Source organism: Cyclonatronum sp. (assembly GCF_022565315.1).
Classification (GTDB): Bacteria; Bacteroidota; Rhodothermia; order Balneolales; family Cyclonatronaceae; genus Cyclonatronum.
Genome location: NZ_JAIUMX010000029.1, coordinates 1 through 18,434, shown reverse-complemented (window position 1 = coordinate 18,434; position 18,434 = coordinate 1). Strand labels below are relative to the sequence as shown.

15 protein-coding genes are annotated in these 18,434 nt (G+C 54.2%); 8 read left to right on the top strand and 7 right to left on the bottom strand.

The window, feature by feature from the left end; all coding sequences use genetic code 11:
* Positions 1 to 68 precede the first annotated feature (68 nt).
* Positions 69 to 863, bottom strand: a complete 795-nt coding sequence (locus LAT75_RS06755; protein WP_291481878.1) for an outer membrane lipoprotein-sorting protein — start codon at positions 861 to 863, stop codon at positions 69 to 71.
* A gap of 192 nt (positions 864 to 1,055) precedes the next feature.
* Between LAT75_RS06755 and LAT75_RS06750 the strand changes: the two genes are divergently transcribed.
* The 4 genes from LAT75_RS06750 to LAT75_RS06735 all read left to right on the top strand — a co-directional run bounded on the left by LAT75_RS06750 (position 1,056) and on the right by LAT75_RS06735 (position 4,764).
* Entirely contained in the window at positions 1,056 to 1,997 is a 942-nt protein-coding gene (locus LAT75_RS06750) for a calcium/sodium antiporter (RefSeq protein WP_291481877.1), read from the top strand.
* 3 nt (positions 1,998 to 2,000) lie between these two features.
* Positions 2,001 to 2,609 (top strand): TlpA disulfide reductase family protein, encoded by a 609-nt coding sequence (locus LAT75_RS06745; RefSeq protein WP_291481876.1) that lies wholly within the window; start codon positions 2,001 to 2,003, stop codon positions 2,607 to 2,609.
* 104 nt (positions 2,610 to 2,713) lie between these two features.
* The gene (locus tag LAT75_RS06740; protein WP_291481875.1) at positions 2,714 to 3,868 is read left to right on the top strand and encodes a lycopene cyclase family protein; all 1,155 of its coding nucleotides are present in this window, start codon (positions 2,714 to 2,716) and stop codon (positions 3,866 to 3,868) included.
* The gene (locus LAT75_RS06735; protein WP_291481874.1) at positions 3,865 to 4,764 is read left to right on the top strand and encodes a Brp/Blh family beta-carotene 15,15'-dioxygenase; all 900 of its coding nucleotides are present in this window, start codon (positions 3,865 to 3,867) and stop codon (positions 4,762 to 4,764) included. The genes LAT75_RS06740 and LAT75_RS06735 overlap by 4 nt, the downstream gene beginning before the upstream one ends.
* A gap of 33 nt (positions 4,765 to 4,797) precedes the next feature.
* Here the strand turns inward: LAT75_RS06735 and LAT75_RS06730 are convergent, their stop codons facing one another.
* From LAT75_RS06730 to LAT75_RS06720, 3 genes are all read right to left on the bottom strand, one after another.
* Positions 4,798 to 5,229 (bottom strand): vitamin K epoxide reductase family protein, encoded by a 432-nt coding sequence (locus LAT75_RS06730; RefSeq protein ID WP_291481873.1) that lies wholly within the window; start codon positions 5,227 to 5,229, stop codon positions 4,798 to 4,800.
* A 191-nt stretch (positions 5,230 to 5,420) separates the two neighbouring features.
* Positions 5,421 to 6,101 (bottom strand): thioredoxin domain-containing protein, encoded by a 681-nt coding sequence (locus LAT75_RS06725; protein WP_291481872.1) that lies wholly within the window; start codon positions 6,099 to 6,101, stop codon positions 5,421 to 5,423.
* Between the two features lie 193 nt (positions 6,102 to 6,294).
* Positions 6,295 to 7,437: a class I SAM-dependent RNA methyltransferase gene (locus tag LAT75_RS06720; RefSeq protein WP_291481871.1), complete on the bottom strand. Its 1,143-nt coding sequence runs from the start codon at positions 7,435 to 7,437 to the stop codon at positions 6,295 to 6,297.
* Between the two features lie 193 nt (positions 7,438 to 7,630).
* Between LAT75_RS06720 and LAT75_RS06715 the strand changes: the two genes are divergently transcribed.
* The 3 genes from LAT75_RS06715 (at position 7,631) to LAT75_RS06705 (ending at position 10,437) form a co-directional block, all read left to right on the top strand.
* Positions 7,631 to 8,158 carry a histidine phosphatase family protein gene (locus LAT75_RS06715; RefSeq protein WP_291481870.1) on the top strand — a complete coding sequence of 176 codons (528 nt, stop codon included), beginning with the start codon at positions 7,631 to 7,633 and terminating at the stop codon, positions 8,156 to 8,158.
* Entirely contained in the window at positions 8,155 to 9,009 is an 855-nt protein-coding gene (locus LAT75_RS06710) for an NYN domain-containing protein (protein ID WP_291481869.1), read from the top strand. The genes LAT75_RS06715 and LAT75_RS06710 overlap by 4 nt, the downstream gene beginning before the upstream one ends.
* Positions 9,010 to 9,264: 255 nt before the next feature.
* Positions 9,265 to 10,437, top strand: coding sequence for a ribonuclease D (locus LAT75_RS06705; protein WP_291481868.1), 1,173 nt, complete (start codon positions 9,265 to 9,267; stop codon positions 10,435 to 10,437).
* Between the two features lie 25 nt (positions 10,438 to 10,462).
* Here the strand turns inward: LAT75_RS06705 and LAT75_RS06700 are convergent, their stop codons facing one another.
* The 3 genes from LAT75_RS06700 to LAT75_RS06690 all read right to left on the bottom strand — a co-directional run bounded on the left by LAT75_RS06700 (position 10,463) and on the right by LAT75_RS06690 (position 16,647).
* Positions 10,463 to 11,884, bottom strand: a complete 1,422-nt coding sequence (locus LAT75_RS06700) for a hypothetical protein (RefSeq protein WP_291481867.1) — start codon at positions 11,882 to 11,884, stop codon at positions 10,463 to 10,465.
* Between the two features lie 251 nt (positions 11,885 to 12,135).
* Positions 12,136 to 14,733 carry a M14 family zinc carboxypeptidase gene (locus LAT75_RS06695; RefSeq protein WP_291481866.1) on the bottom strand — a complete coding sequence of 866 codons (2,598 nt, stop codon included), beginning with the start codon at positions 14,731 to 14,733 and terminating at the stop codon, positions 12,136 to 12,138.
* Positions 14,734 to 14,955: 222 nt separating this feature from the next.
* Positions 14,956 to 16,647, bottom strand: coding sequence for a glutamine--tRNA ligase/YqeY domain fusion protein (locus LAT75_RS06690; RefSeq protein WP_291481865.1), 1,692 nt, complete (start codon positions 16,645 to 16,647; stop codon positions 14,956 to 14,958).
* A gap of 345 nt (positions 16,648 to 16,992) precedes the next feature.
* On the opposite strand from LAT75_RS06690, the gene LAT75_RS06685 reads away from it, so the two are divergent.
* On the top strand, positions 16,993 to 18,434 hold a 1,442-nt coding region (locus tag LAT75_RS06685), incomplete at its 3' end, for a glycine--tRNA ligase (protein ID WP_291481864.1).

The window sequence follows — 18,434 nt, the reverse complement described above, 5'->3', positions numbered from 1 at the left end:
TTTTTCTGCGGGGAGGTGTAGCCGACCGGCATGATACCTGAGTCGTTTTCGAGAACGGGAATTATTTGCTACTGAAGCCCGCGCTGCAGCTGCCTTTCAGTGAAAAAGCGGTCCGGAATCGGCTCATCAAAAACCCGCTCCTGCCACTTTATTTCGGTGCGGCGCCCGGCTTCGAGGTCGCGCATAATCATGGTGCCGGGCCGCCAGATGCCCTCCCGCACCTGTTCATAGTCAGAGGCTGTGAGTTCTTTGAAACGCTCACCCGCTTCATTAAAATAATCCGCCTGCAGCAGCACCATCCGCTGCGGATCCAGGATGAAGTGAATCCATGCGTACTGACTTTCCCGCTTGGGCACGGCCTTTATTTTAAGCTCGGTATCGGTGTCCGTAAGGATTTCGAAATCAAACTCATCCGGGTTCTGATTCCCCAGATCTTCAAAAGTAAAATCGCTGCCCAGAAACCGCTCGGCGCGCTGACTCCCGCTCACGGTCTGCACGCGGCCGATGGCCGGCAGGTAGAGCAGCTGCGTTTCGGTGCCGTTTTCTTCAAGGGTGAGCAGCCCGGTACCGCGCACATCGGCCGGCGCCTCAAACATGGTGAGGCTGCGGGTAGCCTCTGCGCCGGCGTAGTTCCAGGTACGCATGGTGCGGCTGCGCACACGCTCCCTGCGGTCGATAATCCGCATTTCCATCACGCTGGTCTCGTAGGTGATGGCACGGCGGCGCTCATCAAAATCTTCAAAAAGGGAGCGGCCGCGGTCAGCATCGGTGAGCCCGGCCTGATTGCCGGCAACAAGCTCAGCCGGAGCGAACAGCAGCACAGTTGCAGTAAAAAAAACTAAAGCGGACAGGAGACGAATCATATCAGAATCAAAAAAAATAAGGGATGTATGCAGGGATTTCAGGCAGCAAACGGGAAACGCACTCTGTTACAAAACAATACCCTTCGGGCAAACATTCACCCCTCATTTGCTGTTTGAATGCCCTAACCCTACCTTTAGAGTCTTTCAGTCCACACCGGTATTTGCCTACCAAAAACCTCTTTTATTTCACTTATGCTTGTTCCCCTGTTTTGGCTGCTTGCCGGCGTCGGCCTGCTTACCTACGGCGCTGACCGGCTTGTGGCGGGCAGCAGTGCCATTGCCCTGCGCACGGGCATTTCTCCGATACTTATCGGGCTTACAATCGTCGCAATTGCCACGAGCAGCCCGGAGTTGCTCGTAAGCATTGTTGCAGCCTTTCAGGGGAAAAGCGCCATCGCCATCGGCAATGTTGTGGGGTCGAATATTGCGAACATCGGGCTTGTGCTCGGGGCTACAGCGCTCATTTACCCGGTGAAGAGCGATCCGGCCACAACCAACAGGGAGCTGCCCCTGATGATTGCCGTTGTAGCCTTTCTTTTTCTGCTAATGTACAACGGCATGATTACCCGGCTTGAGGGCCTCGCCCTGTTCTTGCTGCTCATCGCCTTCCTACTGTATCAGATCCGGCTTGCCCGTACACAGATGGACTTGTTTGAGGAAGTCGCCGGTGATGTGATCACCCATCAGGGTGTTCCGGTTTGGCTGGCTGTTTTCTACATTGTGCTGGGCACGGCCTGTCTCTACTTCGGCTCGGAAGCTTTTCTGGCCGGCGCAGTTGAAATTGGCGCTGCTTTCGGAATCAGTGATGCGGTGATCGGCCTCACGCTTATCTCGGTGGGCACAAGCCTGCCCGAACTTGCCACAACCGTGATGGCTGCCCTGAAAAAAGAAACCGGCATGGCCCTGGGCAACATCATCGGTTCGAATATCTTCAACGTGCTGGCCGTGCTGGGCATCACCGGGCTCATCATCCCGCTCGACGGCGGCGATATCACCTGGATTGATCTTTGGGTGATGCTGTTGTTCTCGCTCGGCATAGGCGGGCTGCTTTACTATGCAAAAACCGTTAGCCGCATCAGCGGCCTGGTGCTGCTGGCCTGCTACGCCGGTTATATGTTCTGGCTGTTTAAATAAACTATGATGGCAAAGATAAACGACCCGCAAACACCCGGAAAAAAATCAAGGCGTACAATGATCGGCCTTGCCCTTGGCTTTGCCCTGCTCATTATGCTTGGTGCTACAGGCGGCCTCAAAAAACTCGTGCTAAGCACCGGCCTGTTCGACTCCCCTCCGCCGACTGAAATCAGCGGTCCGTTCATCACCGATGAAATCCGCGCTGTACCCCTGGCCACTGCCGATGGCGACACCCTGCGCCTGGCAGACTTCGATAATCAGGTTGTGCTGCTTACCTACTGGGCCTCCTGGTGTGCTACCTGCCGGCAAACCAACCCGACGATCGAAACCCTGTCGCGGGATCTGGCGCACCGTAATGATATCGCCTTTTTGCTGCTCTCGATGGATAATGTGCAGGAAAGCGCGCTTCGCTACCTTGAGGGCGGGCGGTTCACGATCCCGAACGTATTCCCCGGCGCCCCCCTGCCATCGCCCCTGCAGGGGGCTTCCGTGCCCACCCCTTATGTGCTTAACCGGCAGGGGCAGATCGTGTACCGCCACACGGGCTACGCCAACTACTCAACCCGTGCCTTCAGGGAGTGGGTTGAGGAAGTGGCTGATCGCGACGCCTGAGGTCAGAAGCTGGGGCAGGCTGAACGTAAACACGGAACGGCTGGTTTCCGAAACGTAACCAACAGGCATCATGTGCGATGCCCCAATTAGTCCGACTGTTTACCATGCAACCAACCCACGATGTAATCCTGATAGGCTGTGGCTGTTCCTCCCTGCAATGGCTTAGCCGTTTCATGGATACTGAAAGTGCGGAGCAGCATCAGGTTCTGATTCTGGACAAAAACGAAACCCCTCCCGACAGAACCTGGTGTTTCTGGTCAAAGAAGGCGCACGGCTATGAGCATCTGGTTTCTTACAGCTGGTCGAAAATCCGTTTTGCCTCCCGCTTCGGGGAGGTTTCGCACAACATTGCCCCGTACAGCTATCAGTATATTTCCGGCCGGGACTTTTTCGCCGCCGCTGACGAAGGCCTGCTGAAGCAGCCCAACATCACGCGCCTGACGGACGAGGCAGCGGCCACGCAGCGTGTGAACGGCCACACAAGCGTGGAGACCACCTCCGGCCAATTCTCGGCCGGGCGCGTGCTTTCGAGCGTGCCCGACCCTGCCAAAATACTACAAAACGGCGATCCGAAACCGCTCAGCAAACTCTGGCAGCATTTCCGCGGCTGGTTCATCAAAACCTCGGAAGCTGCTTTCGACCCGGAAGAGGTAGTGCTGATGGATTTCCGCACCCCGCAAACCGACGGAGCCGTTTTCTTTTATGTGCTGCCCTTTTCAGAGGATTATGCCCTTGTTGAATGCACCGTATTCGGGGAACAGCTATGGGATCGTTTTGCCTACGAAGAAGCCCTGCGCACCTACATCAGCACCTACATCACCGCTGAACCTTACGAAGTGGTAAATACGGAAGAGGGGCGCATCCCCATGAGTCAGCGTGATTTCCGCAAGCTTGGCTTCGACGGCACCGAGCCGCTCGGTACGGCGGCAGGGCTCGTGAAGCCATCAACCGGCTACATGTTCCTGCGCTCCCTGCGGGATGTTGAAAGCCGCTTCGCTGAAAATCCGAAAGCAGCCGTTTCCCCGCGGTTTTCTTTCTACGACGGCCTGCTGCTCGGTATCATCGAGCACGAGCCTGAGCAGGTTGCCGGCATCATGACTGCCCTGTTTACAAGAAACCCCGTTCAGCGCGTGTTTCGCTTTCTGGATGAGGAAAGCAGCCTTGCCGAAGAAATCCGCATGTTCGCAACCCTGCCGTGGGCACCTTTCCTGAAACAGCTGGCCAAACAAACCTTTCAATCCAAAAATCCGGATTCTTGAAACTCTCAGCCTGGAACGCGGCCGTTTTGCCGGCCGGTATCTTCATTTTGCTGCTTCATCTCACGGTTCCTTCAGCCGGACTCTGGGCCGGTACTGCCTTTGCCCTGCTCGGCCTTGTACTGGTGGGCATTCCGCACGGCAGCCTTGACCACATCATCACCGAAAAAACCGGCGAGGCAGGCTCCTTTTCACTGGTCCGCTTTTTGGTGATGTACCTGCTCACCATGCTGGTTTATGCCCTGTTCTGGGTGTGGCTGCCGGCGCTCAGCCTGCTCTTCTTCCTGCTGATGTCGGCCTGGCATTTTGGCGAGACCGACCTTGAGGAAAGCAGTGTTTCTCAGCAACTTTTCGCACGGCTCGCGCAGCTGCTTTACGGAAGCCTCCTTCTTTTTGGCCTGCTGGCCAACGACCCGGAGCAAACCGTTGCCATCCTGGCAAGCCTGCTGGGCGAATCGGCCGTTCTCGCCGGATTCCTCAACCTCACGGAAGCTTACCCCTGGCTGCGCTTCACAGAATTCTATGCGCTCGCTTTGCGGATTGCGCTGGTTAGGTCAGACGTTTTCGATCAGCTGCGCCTCGGGCTGGTGCTGGCCATTGCGCTGTTTTTACCGCTGCTTGAGGGCTTCCTGCTATACTTCTGCCATCATCACGCCTGGGTAAACCTGCTCCGCGTGAAAGAGCGGCTTTATGAAGAAGGCCCGGCCGGACTCAAAAACATGATCCGCGATATGATGCCCTTCAGCCTTATTTCCGTGTTTGGGATAATTATTCTGGTAGCGAGCTCGCCGCTGTGGCTGAGTCAGGTGAACCCGGTGCTCCTTTTCTTTATTCTGATTTCGGTGCTCACGCTTCCGCATGCGGGTATCATGTCGCGCTTTTACCTGCAAGAAGGGTGATGGGGGCCTGAAGCCATCCCCCGAAACAAACCCTTACTCCTTCATTTTAAAAAACATGACTGCCGAGGTGACGAAGATCAGGGTGGAGCTGGCGGCCGAGCCCATGCAGTACCAGCAGATGGCATCGAGAATAAAGAGCATCACGTAAACGAACCAGCTGCTCATGATGATGCCGGGGGCAGTCCATGCGATCATAATTTTGGGGAGAAATGCGGGCTCGCGGTCGAACCAGAGCAGGCTCAGAAAAATCACGCTGAGGTAGTAGAGCAGTCCGTACAGGGCAACCGGAATCCCGAAAATAGTGGAATACTCGCTCGAAGTTACCTCCCCGCAACCGCCGTCCTCCCCGCAGCCCGGCGGGGCTTCCATAAAGTGCGTAGCCGTGAGGTAGGTAGCGTCGATAAAACCAAGGAAGCCCAGCACAAGCAGGACAATGAAATAGGGTTTCGGAGAGGGTTGGCTCATACTTGATTGCTGCATTTATGGGGAAGTCAGATAATTTTCGCTAAAATAAACTTCCTGTACTAAAAACGAATGAATTTGAGATTTTGACCCAAAAGAGTTTCAACCGGACATTATGATTAATAAAAAAAAAGCGGCTGCAGCTCCGAAGAAGACTACAGCCGCCAAATTAATTATGATTCAGAAACTTAGCTTTAGTCGGTATCACCAAACATAGCACTATAAAGCATGGCCGGGTTTTGGGGAATCCGGAAGGGCTCACCGTTCAGGTAGGCGGTTGGGGTAGCGCGGATGCCGAAATTTTGCGCGGCAAGGTGGGCGCGAACCACGTTGTACATGAGGTCTTCATCGAGAATATCGCGCTCAAACTGCTCCATATCGAGCTCCAGAAACTGCGCCATGCCGAAGAAGCCTTCCAGCGGGTTTTCCACGCGCCAGCGGTCGGTATTGTAATACAGCAGGTTTACCATTTCCCAGTACTTGCCCTGCTTGCCGGCGGCTATTGAGGCAACGGCAGCAGCACGGGAATGGAAGTTATTACCAAGCGGGAAGTGCCGCATTTCGTAGGCAAACATTTCACCGTATTCTTCAAAAAACTCATCAATAACCGTGTGAAAGCGGGCACAGTGAATGCAGCCGAAATCTGAAAAAACAACCAGACGCAGTTCGGAATCAGCATCACCCTTAACCCAGTTGGGAAGATTGTACTCCGGCAGGCCGGTTTCAGTAGCAACCGGTGCAGTCTCTGTTTGTGCTTCATTCTCTGAGTAAGCCCAGTACACAACGGCAAGGGCAACAACCAGCAGTATGCCGGTTGCACCAAACCAAATGACCGGATTACTTTGTTTTTTCGGAGTCTCTTTCTTTTTAGACATAAGTGTTGAGTTGGATAGTGGTGTTTAAAACAGTTGCCTTACCGGGTTAATCAGAAAATTGCTAACAGATTTTCATAAGGATGGTGTTCCGATGCTTCCGGTCATTTTGATTTAATTAGCTTAAAAAGATACAGAACAACGCTAAATAATAACAGTTAGCAGCGGTAAAAGTGTGTACCCCTGCCTAAAGTACCTAATAAAGCTCGTACCCCAGGAACCTGCACTCCAGGGTTGTGTTGAAAAATACCTGATTTACAGCGGGTTTCAGCCCGATCCTTTTGGCAAGTCCCGGATCGCTTGTAATCACAAAGCCCGTCTTGCCCTTTGCCTTATGCTTCATCCAGCTGCCGATTTCCGTATAGGTTTCTGCGAGCTTATGCCGGATGCCGAGGCGCTCACCGTAAGGAGGGTTCATCACAATTACGCCTTCACCTTCGGGCAGGGGTGTTTCTGAGTAATCGCAGCATACAAAAGTGATAAGGTCTTCCACGCCGGCTGCTTTTGCATTTTGGCGGGCGGCTTCGAGCGTGTCGGCGGCGTGATCGGTGGCGATAATTTGCCCTGCTATGGCTTCGGTGCGCCCGGAACGCAAGCTGAGCCGTTGCTTCTTATACTCCGCACGCTCAAAACCGTTAATATGCATAAAACCGAAATTGCGGCGGCGTGCTGCGGGCTCAATGCCGGCTGCATGCATAGCGGCTTCAATAGCGAGCGTGCCGGAACCGCACATGGGATTAATGAAATGCGTGCCGGGTTTCCAGCCGCTTGCCATAACGAGGGCTGCAGCAAGGCTTTCCTGCATGGGCGCTTCGGTATTGGCTACGCGGTAGCCGCGCCGGGAGAGCGACTCACCGGAGGTATCAAAAAAGATGCGGGCCTGCTGCTCATCCCAGAACAAAAACAGCACGGTCTTGTTTGTTTCAGAGCCGGCATCCGGGCGGAGTCCGGTTTTTGCCCGGATGCGGTCCACCACGGCATCTTTCACCTTCAGGTTGGCAAACTGTGTGTTGGTAATGGTAGGATGGCTCACCCTTGAGGTAACCGCAACGTAGCCGTTCCGGGGGATCCAGCTTTCCCACGGCAGCCCGGTCAGCCACTGATACAGGGCATCAGGGGTGTCGGCTTTGGTTTCAGAAAGCAGGTAGTGGACCCGGTGCGAAGTGCGCAGCTGCAAATTCAGGCGGATGCAGTCATTGAGGGTACCCCGCACATCTAAGCCGGTTTCCCGGAAGGCAAGGGTTTTGAAATTCAGGGCCTCTGTTTCGGTTTTCAGGTAGGGCGCAAGCTTACGCGGGCAGGACAGGGTGATTACAGATTCTTTCTGAAAAAGAGACATAAACAGATTGGGATAAATTCAGGAGTCAGGTTGAGCAGTATTTCTGCTGATGGTGCGTCCGAAAGTTAATTTTGTAAAATACAATTTGTTTGGCGGAATACAGCAGTGTGTCAATACTGCCAAAACTTGCCGTAAATAGCTATATTGAGAAGTTTTGCCTTTCTGCCAGAAATCAACCTGACAAATCATCCCCATGAAAACCCTGTATTTATTCAGACACTGCAAATCAGACTGGTCAGCTGATTTTCAGCGCGATTTCGACCGCCCCCTCAACGAGCGTGGCCGAGATGATGCGCCTATGATGTGCGATATCCTGAAAAGTCTTATCAGCCCGGCTGAAACCCATGTATCTGTATCGCCGGCAGTACGCACGCGGCAGACCATCGAGCCACTGCTCAAAAATTGGTCAGCTGAGCGCAAGGCCCTGATTGACTGGAACGAAAACCTTTACGAAAGCGGCCTGAATGCTTACCTCGATGTCATCCGCAAAACACCGGATTCCGCAGATTCGCTGTTAATCGTGGGCCACAACCCGTCCATACAAGACACAACCGAGTTTCTGGTTTCAGGCCACCGGCTCGACGAGCTGGTTCATGTAGCTACAGGCACCATTTTGTGTTTAACTCTTGGTATCCGGAACTGGAAACAAACAAATGCCGATCATGCCATTATCCGCTGGATGCTGACACCGCGTATTGTCAAAAAAATCAAATCTTTATGAATCCACACGGAAGCGAAACTTCCATGCAGGCGCTGCGCAACCTCAGCGACCTGCGACTTGCTGTACTAATCGATGCGGATAATATTTCCTACAGCCACATCAACAACATGATGGTTGAGGTAACCCGATACGGAACACCAACCTTCAAACGCATTTACGGCGATTGGACCCAACCCAACCTGGCAGGCTGGAAAAATGTACTGCTCGACTATGCCATCACCCCGATTCAGCAGTACAGCTATACCAAGGGTAAAAATGCCAGCGATTCCGCCCTCATTATTGATGCGATGGATATTCTATACTCGGGTAAGGTTGACGGATTCTGCATCGTATCAAGCGACAGCGATTTCACACGCCTCGCTATCCGGTTACGTGAAGCGGGTATGCGGGTAATCGGTATGGGGGAGAAGAAAACCCCGAAGCCGTTCATTACCGCCTGCGACCGGTTTATTTTTATCGAAGTATTAAGCGACAATGCTGATCAGGATGAGGATGAAGATAGTGGCAGTGCTTCAGCAAAAAGCGCTCACGCGGGTACTGAAAGCCAAAACCGAAGCAAAAGTCCTAAACCTGTGCCTGCCAAAAAGCGGAAGCCTCAGGTTGAACGGCACATCAAAAAAATGCTTCATCTGAGCGTATCAGACGTAGCCGACGAAGACGGATGGGCTTTTTTGGGAGAGGTTGGAAATATGATTCTCAAAAAGGAACCCTCATTCGACCCCCGCAACTACGGCTTCACCAAGCTCACCCCGCTGTTAAAAGATCTCAACATGTTTGAGTTTGATGAACGCAGCGTAAAAGGCTCAAATGTACGCCATATTTACATTCGGGATAAGCACGCAAATAACTGAGGCTTGAGGCTGAAAGGGAGGGTTTGCTTCACAAAAACACAAACCCATTTTAACACAGAATGCCATTTCCGATCACAGTCGTACTGGCACCCCCTTTACAGATCATCCCGGCCCCCAAAGAATGTTTTAAAAATTGTATATATTAGAAATTCTTTAATTTGTCGGGAGACACCAAAACGCATTTCAACCATAGCTGAACTATTCTGAGGAGAAATTACCTGATACAGAAACGATGGTTTGGCAAAACCCTTTTATATGATTCGCTATACCGCAACATCGCATGACCTTAATACCGCTGTTGATCATCTGCAGCAGGCTCCGGAAATAGCTATTGATCTTGAATTCGATAAAAACCACTACAGGTACGGCTTTAACCTTTGTCTGATGCAGGTGATGGCAGAAAGCACCTGTTATCTTGTAGATCCGCTTTCCAAAGATATTGAAATAGAACGTACTTTCCGGCCGCTCGAAAACCCGGAAATCCCAAAAACCTGTTTTGCCTTCGGCGAAGATATCCGCCTGTTACACAGCCTGGGGTGTTATCCCAAAAATGTACTGGATCTCAGCCTTGCAGCCAACCTGCTAAACTACCCGCCCATGTCGCTAACTCACCTGCTTATTGAAGTTTTGGGCATACAAACCGGAAAAGCCGCACAAATGAGTAACTGGTACGAACGCCCGCTTTCCGGCAACCAAAAGCAGTATGCAGCGGAAGATGTGATGTTTCTGCCTGAACTACGGGCTCAGCTGATCGGGCTGGCTGAAAAAAAAGGTATAACTGACTGGATTAATCAGGAAAATCAGGTTTGGGAAACCCAGGATTTTGCCGGTACCGGCGAAACAGAATTCCTCAAAGAGCGCGACAAAAAAGGTATGAATGAAGTTCAGTGGCACCTTTACACACGCCTAATGGAATTTCGTGAGGAAATCGCCCGAAAGAAAAATATTCCTTCCTATAAAATAATCGATAAATCTTTTCTCACTGCTGTTGCTGCAAAGCCCGATTATGTTACTTCATGGCATCAGGAAAGAGGCGTACATCCGTCGTTGCGCAACAAAAATACGGGCTATGAGGCTGAGTTACTGATTGAGGATGCCCTTGCCGAAGCCCGGGAACTTGGGCTATCTGATATGAAGCCCGCTGAGAAAAAGCCTTCTAAAGAAAAACTTGCTTCCATTAAACGCTTTCAGAATGTTGTAAGGCATCTGAAAAACGAGCTGTTTAACCCTGTAAAACAGCTTATTGCCAAAGATTATGGTGAAAACACAGCAGCCTTCATCCTAAATAACAGAGTTATTGAAGCTTTTATCGCAGAGAAAAATGACGATATTTTACCCTACCGGCGCGAGCTGATTGAGTACACCGCCATGTCGCTGGGCATGAATATTGAAGGTGCTGTTGACGAAGCCAAAAAGGCAAACAATTGAAACGCAAGTGAAATTCTGTTCAGGCTTAGTGATACGTCCTGAACGGAATTCTCAGGCCGCCATGCAGGGTGAGCGGGTTCATGCCACGCCCGAGCACCGGCATGAGCGTGCCCGCACCGGCCGTAAATTCAAGTGCCCGCCACACCGGGATCGCTACCTCAGTTCGGGCACCGGTAAGCAGGCCGCCGCGGGTATCAACAGATGCACCGCCTCCGGCACCGATGTACATTTCAGCCCTTAATGTCCAGTCATTAGGGAGGGAAACTATCAGGCCCGGACCCAGCAGGCCAATCTGATACCCGCCTGCATCACCAATAAATGAAGTGTAGCCTCTGCCTGTGATGTACAGCTGATCGGTGAGCATGAGGTCAAGGGCTGCTTCAATCATGTACACAAGCGGGCCGCGACGGTCTCCGAATTTCCGGTAGCCTGAATTCGGAATTTGAAGTGTTAAACCTGAGTAAGCGGCCCAGCGGTAGGAAGTATCGTCAGCTCCGGAAAAGGGGTCGCTCATGTAGCGAATTAGCCGGGCGCCCGGTGCAAATGTACGGAAATCACCATTAACAGAACGCACGGTCATGGCTTCAAGCTCAAGGGCAACGTTTTTCCATGCTGGTAAACTGAGGCCGGCTCCGGCCATGTAAACCTGCCCGCCTCCTGAATTTACTGCGCCGCCACCTGCACTGCCCGTTCCCAGTGATGCCGACAGCCGGAACGGACGCAGGTTCCAGAAAAACCGATAGCCCGCAAGCCAGTCGGCATAGCCTTCGGCATCGCCGGCAACTACACCGTGCGTTTGTATGAAAACCTCATACCAGGCCGAATTACTGAAAGTGATTTCTGCCCCAATGGTATGCATATTGCTGAGAGGTCTGCCCGGGATACCTCGTTTGTCTGCGTTTCCGGTTCGATAGAACCGGTAAACAGGTTTAAAGGCTGCAACACGGAAGGCTCTTTCAGACTGATCTGTCCGTTCACGGTAGCCGCCGCTTAGAGCAATATCTAACTTACGGGTAAGCCCCACACTGAGTGCAGCTGTCGAAATGGATGATCCCGAAACCGAGACATAAGAAATACCGGGATTAAAGACCCAACCATCTGTTACCTGAATTGCTAAGGCAGCACTGCTTCTGAACATAAGCCCGTCGCCGCCAACCTGACTCGCTCCGCCACCACCACCCACAAACAGGCCCGTTTGCAACTGCATCCTGCTGTGTACAGGCAACCAAAAGCCAGCCTCAATCCCGCCCACAAAAAAACCGCCGCCGGTACCGAAGGCCGAGGAATACACGCTGTTACCCAAATAAATGCCCCCAGGGAATGCATAAACCATAGAAATGGCATTGAACCCCGTAATCTCCGACTGTTGAAGCCGGAAAATATCTGCCCCGAACATAAACCGAAGGCCCTCCTGCGATAGCTTCATCCGGGGTTCAGATGCAGACATAACCGGTTTATCGAACAGATTTCCGGTATGATGAATCCGTTCATCATTTTCGGATACCGAAAGGAGGTTCTGTGCCTGTACAGCAGGTATGTAACTAATGAGTCCTGCAAGAGCGATACAAACTGAAGCCAAGCGTATTTCATACAGCATAACTGCCATAAGTATTGTTAAATCCATAAAAAACAAGGGATGCCCAAAATAGAACATCCCTTGTTTAAAAAAAATTAATCTGCCGTCAAATTTGTATCCTGTTACCTGCTTGCCCCCAGAACAACCGCGTTCAGAAACAACCGGTTGGTCCCGCGCCAGTAGCCGCGGAAGTTGGGATCTTCGGTGAACAGGATTACCTGACCCGCTCCCACGCGCTCCTGCCACAGCAGTACGCTGCCCGGCAGGCGCTCAAGATTTTCGGCCCACACATGACCCGAAACCCGGATATCCTCCTGCTGAACGCTGATCACCGCATTGCGGGCCGGCGATGGCGGCCCTTCAGGTGCTACATAAACGCGGTTGGAGTTTACCAGCATCACCGGAGCTTTGGTGTAGCCGGAGCTCATCCAGTGTTCATCATCCAGATCTACGCGGAAGAATGCGCCCGGTGTGGTAATGCGGGCGGCGTTTTTGTTTTCCTCCACCTCGAACCACGATTTCAGGCTGCCCAGCTCCAGGCTTCCGCGGATGAAGTCAGTGGCGGTGTCCAGCCCGATGAGGGTGCCGCCGTCGCGCACCCAGCGCTGCAGCCGCGCAATGCCGTCTTCGCCGAGCAGCTCAGCCAGCGCACGGCTGTTGCTCACGGCCGGTATCACGATGGTGTTGAAGCGCTCCAGCGGGATGCGCCCGACCGTGCGGCTTTGGATAATGGTGATCGGAATTTCATACTCGCGGTCCAGCGTATGCCAGGCCCAGCCGAAGGAGTAGGCATCGATCGGGCCTTCGGTGAGCAGCGCGATTTTGGGTTCGCTGAGGCGGCCGCCTTCCACAGAGCCCAGCGGCGGAAAGCCGGCATCGGCCTGACCGCTGTTTACGGGCAGTACATCAAGGGCGAAACGCGAGGCAAGTTCGGTCACGGCGGTGTGAACGGCTTCGGCATCGTCATCTACCCGAACCACCAGCGTGCCGGAAGCAAAGCCGCGGCCGTTAACCTGCGTGGCTTTGGTGAGCAGGTGCAGCCGTATGCCCTGTGCCCGCAGGTAGGGTACGGCTGAAAGCGCACGGGTTTGGGCGCCGTCGATCAGATAGGCGTAGTGGGCCTGTTCGAAGTTTTGCGCCGTAAATGGCTGCACCGGCTCATGAACACGCTCCGCGCTGATGCGGCTGCGGTCTCCGCTGTGCCAGGCCGTGAGGTTGAACAGCAGCGGCAGGCTCCAGGCCGTTGTGTCGTAGAAACGCGGATTCTCGCCCCGGTCAACCCGGCGGCGCGCTTCTTCGAGGAAGGCTGCCGGAACCGGAATTTCCGGATCAAGCAGTGCACGGATGAAGCGGTGACGCGGCTGTGCGGCCTCAATCACGTAGGTGCCGGCAGGCAGGGTAACGCGCCCCGCATCGCGGCCTTCACGGTCGCGCACGCCTCGCAGGCTCGTTTCCTGAGAGAGCTGATGCACCTCGATGCCGTGCCGCATCAGCATGTTCACGGCCTCTGCAACCAGATGCGGGTCGCCGGCCGGTTCGATGAAGTAGCGGGTGATGCCGCTCTGACCCAGCTCAACAGCCTCAGCGTTGGCGCGGTAGTAGTCGGTGAGCAGCTGCTGCCGCTCGTCGGAGCTCAGGCCTACCATAGCCGTGAAGGCGAGATATTGCTGAAAGGCCGCATCATACAGCGTGCGCGTAGTGCCGTCAGAGCGCTGCAGGGCGAGTCCTCGGCTTGAGCCCTGTTCGTACAGCATCCCAACTGCCCCCTGATAGCTCATGTAGCTTGTGAAGTAAGAGGGGAAGAAGAAGTTAAAAATCTCGCCTTTGGTGTACTCCACGCGGTTTTCGTCGAAGCGGTCGGCATGGGCGCGGCCGTATTTTTCGAACCATTTGGTGGCGAAGGGCGGAAAGATGGGGGAGACGGGATCCGTGGGCGGATCCACATAAAATTCGGTGTTAGGCCCCATTTCGTGGGCGTCAACGCCGGCCTGTACGCGCCAGTGCCGCAGCAGCGCCACGCGGTTGCGGGTTTCAGGATGCGTACCGGCAAACCAGTCGCGGTTGAGGTCGAAGTAGTAATGGCTTGTGCGGAATTTGCGGGCTTCCCAGCCGTCGAAATCGTTCGACCAGTCGTGGTTGTCGTCGTGCACCACACGGCCCAGCCGCTGATGGTTGTGCTGCGCAAAGGCATCGCGCCCGTCGGCGTTAATCAGCGGATCAACAATCATGACGGTGTTAGCGAGCTGCGCCAGAATTTCCGGCTCGTTTGAGGTGGTGTAGCGCTCGAGAAACAGCAGCAGGCCTTCGGTGCCGGAAAGCTCGAACCCGTGGATGGAGCCGCCGAGGTACAGCAGGGCCGGCTGATTTTGGATGATGCGCTCCGCCTCCTGTGCCGAGGTACCGCGCGGGTCATCGAGCCGGAGGGCGTTGAGGCGGATTTCTTCCAGGCGGGCGTGGTTTTCGGGAGAAGTGAGCACCACCCCGTACTGCGGCTTGTTGTTGTAGCTTGTGCCGATCCGGAAGAGCACCACCCGGTCTGAGGTGGCGTCAAGCTGCTTGAGATAATCAACAACCTGATGGTTTTTGGTGATGCGCTCCCCGACGGCATGGCCGGATACCTCCGCAAAGGTGGGTACCTGCGCCAGCGCGGTATTTGGGGTGAGTGCCGCGCCGGCAGTAAAAATCAGCGCAAGCAGCAGAAGTTGTAGCGTTTTCGTCATATCCTGGTCCAATAGTTTTTGGTGATGGATGATGGAGGCCTGCTCCGGTTTTGACAGCCGGTTAACGGCCGCAAAAAAACGGAAAGCGGAATATAGAAAAAAGATTCAGAGCAGGGCAGGTAAGCTTCACCCGAAAAAGACATCCCCTAACAAAAAAGAAAACCCGGCCAGCTTTGGAGAGCTGACCGGGTTTCAGGTTTTTCTGACCAGAAAAATACGGGCTTATTTCTTATTGACTTTCGCCCAGGTATCGCGCAGGCCAACGGTTTGGTTAAAGACCGGCTTCTCCGGCGTGGAGTCGTCATCTTCAAAGTAATAGCCCTTGCGCATGAACTGAAAATGCGGGCGGTTCGCCTCGGGCGCGGCCAGATCGTCGAGCAGACCGGGCTCGGCCATAGCCTGCGGGATGGTGATCAGGCTGTCGGGGTTCACGTGGTCGAGGAAGTCGCCCTCAGCTGTTGCGAGGTCTTCAACCAGGAAGAGGCGGTCGTAGTTGCGTACTTCAACGGGCACGGCATGCTCTGCGCTAACCCAGTGCAGCGTGCCTTTGGCCTTGATGCCCGAGGTATCGCTGCCGCTGCGGCTGTCCGGGTGGTAGGTGCAGCGGATTTCCGTGACAGTGCCGTTCTCGTCGGCCACATAATCCTCACAGGTGATGATGTAGGCGCTTTTGAGGCGCACACTACGGCCGGGCGAAAGCCGGAAAAACTTACGGGGCGCATCCGCCATAAAATCTTCCTGCTCGATCCACAGGGTTCCGCTGAACGGCACTTGCCGGTCGCCGCCTTCCGTATCTTCGGGGTTGTTTTCACTTTCGAGCAGCTCGGTTTTGCCTTGGGGCCAGTTGGTGATCACCAGCTTCACCGGGTCGAACACAACCATGCGGCGCAGACCGGTACGGTTGAGGTGCTCGCGGGCACAGAACTCAAGCAGGGAAACATCTATCAGGTTATCGCGCTTGGCAACGCTGATGCGGGCACAAAACTCGCGGATGGCCTCGGGGGTGTAGCCGCGGCGGCGCAGCCCGGAGATGGTCGGCATGCGGGGGTCGTCCCAGCCGGTAACGTGCCCTTCATTCACCAGCTGCATCAGCTTGCGCTTGCTCATGATGGTGTAGGTCATGTTGAGGCGGGCAAACTCAAACTGTTTGCTTGGGAAAATGCCGAGCTTTTCAATCAGCCACTCATAGAGCGGACGGTGCGGCACGAATTCCAGCGTACAGATGGAATGGGTGATTTTCTCGATGGAGTCGCTCTGTCCGTGCGCAAAATCGTAGGTCGGGTAGATGCACCAGCTGTCGCCCGTGCGGTGATGATGTGCGTGTTTGATGCGGTACAGCACCGGGTCGCGCAAGTGCATGTTGGGGGAAGCCATGTCGATTTTGGCCCGCAGAATCCGGGCGCCGTCCGGGAATTCACCGGCCCGCATACGGCGGAACAGGTCCTCGTTTTCCTCAGGGGTGCGGCTGCGGTAGGGCGAATCGGTGCCCGGCTGTGTTGGGGTGCCTTTTTGTGCGGCAATTTCTTCAGAGGTCGAATCATCCACATAGGCGAGACCGGCGCGGATCAGCTGTAACGCAAACTCAAAAAGCTGTTCGAAGTAGTCGCTCGCATACAGCTCCTGCTGCCACTCGTAGCCCAGCCATTTCACATCCCGTTTGATGCTCTCCACATACTCAACCGATTCGGTAACGGGGTTGGTGTCATCAAAGCGCAGGTTGGTTGCTCCGCCGTATTTTTTGGCAAGCCCGAAATTGACGGTAATCGATTTGGCGTGGCCGATGTGAAGGTAGCCGTTTGGCTCAGGCGGGAAGCGCGTGAGGATAGACTCATGGCGGCCGTCGGCCAGGTCTCGTTCAATTATTTCTTCGAGGAAGTTCTTTGGGGTGCGGACTTCTGAGGCTGATTCAGACATAGTGGATTTTTTAAAAATAAGGAGCCGGGTGATCGCTGCCGGTTTCAGAAACGGCAGCATAAATCATCCGATTTGCTTTAGCTTGGCAATATACGCATTAATTCAGGCAAGCTAAACGCTGCCCGCGGCTTCAGGGTGCGTTTGCAGGCCTTCCGTCAAAATCTTGTGCGCTAAACTTTGTATATTTGAAATCTTTGCAAAATCCGGATTTATAGTCCGGCAGTGCTATGATTTTTTTGGTGAGGGATGCTCCGCCGCTGATTTTGTTCAGGTCCGGAAGCACATCACCCTTCAGATAGCCCAGCTTTTTAACAAACCAGAATTTTACACTCAAACCGAATTTGCATGTCTGACCTCAACAGTCTTGATAAAATTGTTTCGCTTGCCAAGTCGCGGGGCTTCATATTTCAGTCCTCAGAAATTTACGGCGGTCTTGCCGCAGTTTATGATTACGGACCGCTCGGGGTCGAGCTCAAACGCCGGGTGAATGAAGCCTGGTGGACGGCCATGACCCAAAAGCACGAAAACATCGTGGGCGTTGATGCCGCCATTCTGATGCACCCCAAAGTGTGGAAAGCCTCCGGGCACGTTGACGGCTTCAGCGATCCGATGATTGACGATAAGGAAAGCAAGCGCCGCTACCGGGCGGATATGCTGATTGAAGACCACATCCGCAAAATTGAGGAAAAGGGTGATGCAGCCCGCGCAGCTGAGCTTCAGCACAAGCTCGACACTTGCGGTACACGCAAAAGCATGACCGAAGATCTGTACGACATCATCATGGAAGAGGAAATCCGCTCACCTGATTCGGGTGCGTTCAACTGGACCGATGTGCGGCAGTTCAACCTGATGTTTAACACACAGTTTGGTGCTACGGCCGCCGGTGAGGATACCAAAGTGTACCTGCGCCCCGAAACGGCGCAGGGCATTTTTGTGAACTTCAACAATGTGATGAACACGGCGCGGCAGCAGGTGCCTTTCGGCATTGCACAGATCGGCAAGGCCTTCCGGAATGAAGTGGTTGCGCGGCAGTTTGTGTTTCGCATGCGTGAATTCGAGCAGATGGAGATGCAATATTTTGTAGCCCCCGGCTCCGACGAGGAGTGGTACCTGCGCTGGAAGGAAGAGCGCATCGGCTGGCACAAAAGCATCGGCATCCGGGAGAAAAACCTGCGGTTCCTCGATCACCCGCAGGATAAGCTCGCACACTACGCCAAGAGCGCGGTTGACGTGCAGTACCGTTTCCCGATCGGCTGGCAGGAAGTAGAAGGCATCCACAACCGTACGGACTTCGACCTGAGTCAGCATCAGGAGTTTTCGGGCAAAAAGCTGGAGTACTTCGATCCGCAAACCAAGGAGCGCTTCGTGCCCTACGTAATCGAGACCTCCATCGGGCTGGACCGCTGCGTGCTCATGACACTCTGCGATGCCTACCGCGAAGAAGAAGTGACCGACGAAAAAGGCAAGACCGAGACCCGCACCGTGCTTAAGCTGCACCCGAAACTCGCCCCTATTACGGCCGGCGTGTTTCCGCTGATCAAGAAGCCTGAGCTAATGGAAAAGGCGCGTGCCATTCAGGCGGAGCTTTCCGAAACCTGGCGGGTTCAGTTCGACGAGAAAGGCTCCATCGGCAAGCGGTACCGCCGCCTCGACGAAGCCGGCACCCCGTACTGCATCACCGTTGATTTTGAGTCGCTCGAAGATCAGTCTGTAACCGTGCGGCACCGCGACAGCATGCAGCAGGAGCGGGTCGCCATCGACGCACTTGAGCGCTACATCCGCGATCA

Excerpts from the sequence above, each read along its gene's own strand:
- LAT75_RS06705 (WP_291481868.1), top strand. The coding sequence starts at position 9,265 with ATGATTCGCTATACCGCAACATCGCATGACCTTAATACCGCTGTTGAT.
- LAT75_RS06700 (WP_291481867.1), bottom strand. The coding sequence starts at position 11,884 with ATGTCTGCATCTGAACCCCGGATGAAGCTATCGCAGGAGGGCCTTCGG.
- LAT75_RS06730 (WP_291481873.1), bottom strand. The coding sequence starts at position 5,229 with ATGAGCCAACCCTCTCCGAAACCCTATTTCATTGTCCTGCTTGTGCTG.
- LAT75_RS06740 (WP_291481875.1), top strand. The coding sequence starts at position 2,714 with ATGCAACCAACCCACGATGTAATCCTGATAGGCTGTGGCTGTTCCTCC.
- LAT75_RS06720 (WP_291481871.1), bottom strand. The coding sequence starts at position 7,437 with ATGTCTCTTTTTCAGAAAGAATCTGTAATCACCCTGTCCTGCCCGCGT.
- LAT75_RS06755 (WP_291481878.1), bottom strand. The coding sequence starts at position 863 with ATGATTCGTCTCCTGTCCGCTTTAGTTTTTTTTACTGCAACTGTGCTG.
- LAT75_RS06750 (WP_291481877.1), top strand. The coding sequence starts at position 1,056 with ATGCTTGTTCCCCTGTTTTGGCTGCTTGCCGGCGTCGGCCTGCTTACC.
- LAT75_RS06745 (WP_291481876.1), top strand. The coding sequence starts at position 2,001 with ATGATGGCAAAGATAAACGACCCGCAAACACCCGGAAAAAAATCAAGG.
- LAT75_RS06715 (WP_291481870.1), top strand. The coding sequence starts at position 7,631 with ATGAAAACCCTGTATTTATTCAGACACTGCAAATCAGACTGGTCAGCT.
- LAT75_RS06695 (WP_291481866.1), bottom strand. The coding sequence starts at position 14,733 with ATGACGAAAACGCTACAACTTCTGCTGCTTGCGCTGATTTTTACTGCC.
- LAT75_RS06725 (WP_291481872.1), bottom strand. The coding sequence starts at position 6,101 with ATGTCTAAAAAGAAAGAGACTCCGAAAAAACAAAGTAATCCGGTCATT.
- LAT75_RS06690 (WP_291481865.1), bottom strand. The coding sequence starts at position 16,647 with ATGTCTGAATCAGCCTCAGAAGTCCGCACCCCAAAGAACTTCCTCGAA.
- LAT75_RS06710 (WP_291481869.1), top strand. The coding sequence starts at position 8,155 with ATGAATCCACACGGAAGCGAAACTTCCATGCAGGCGCTGCGCAACCTC.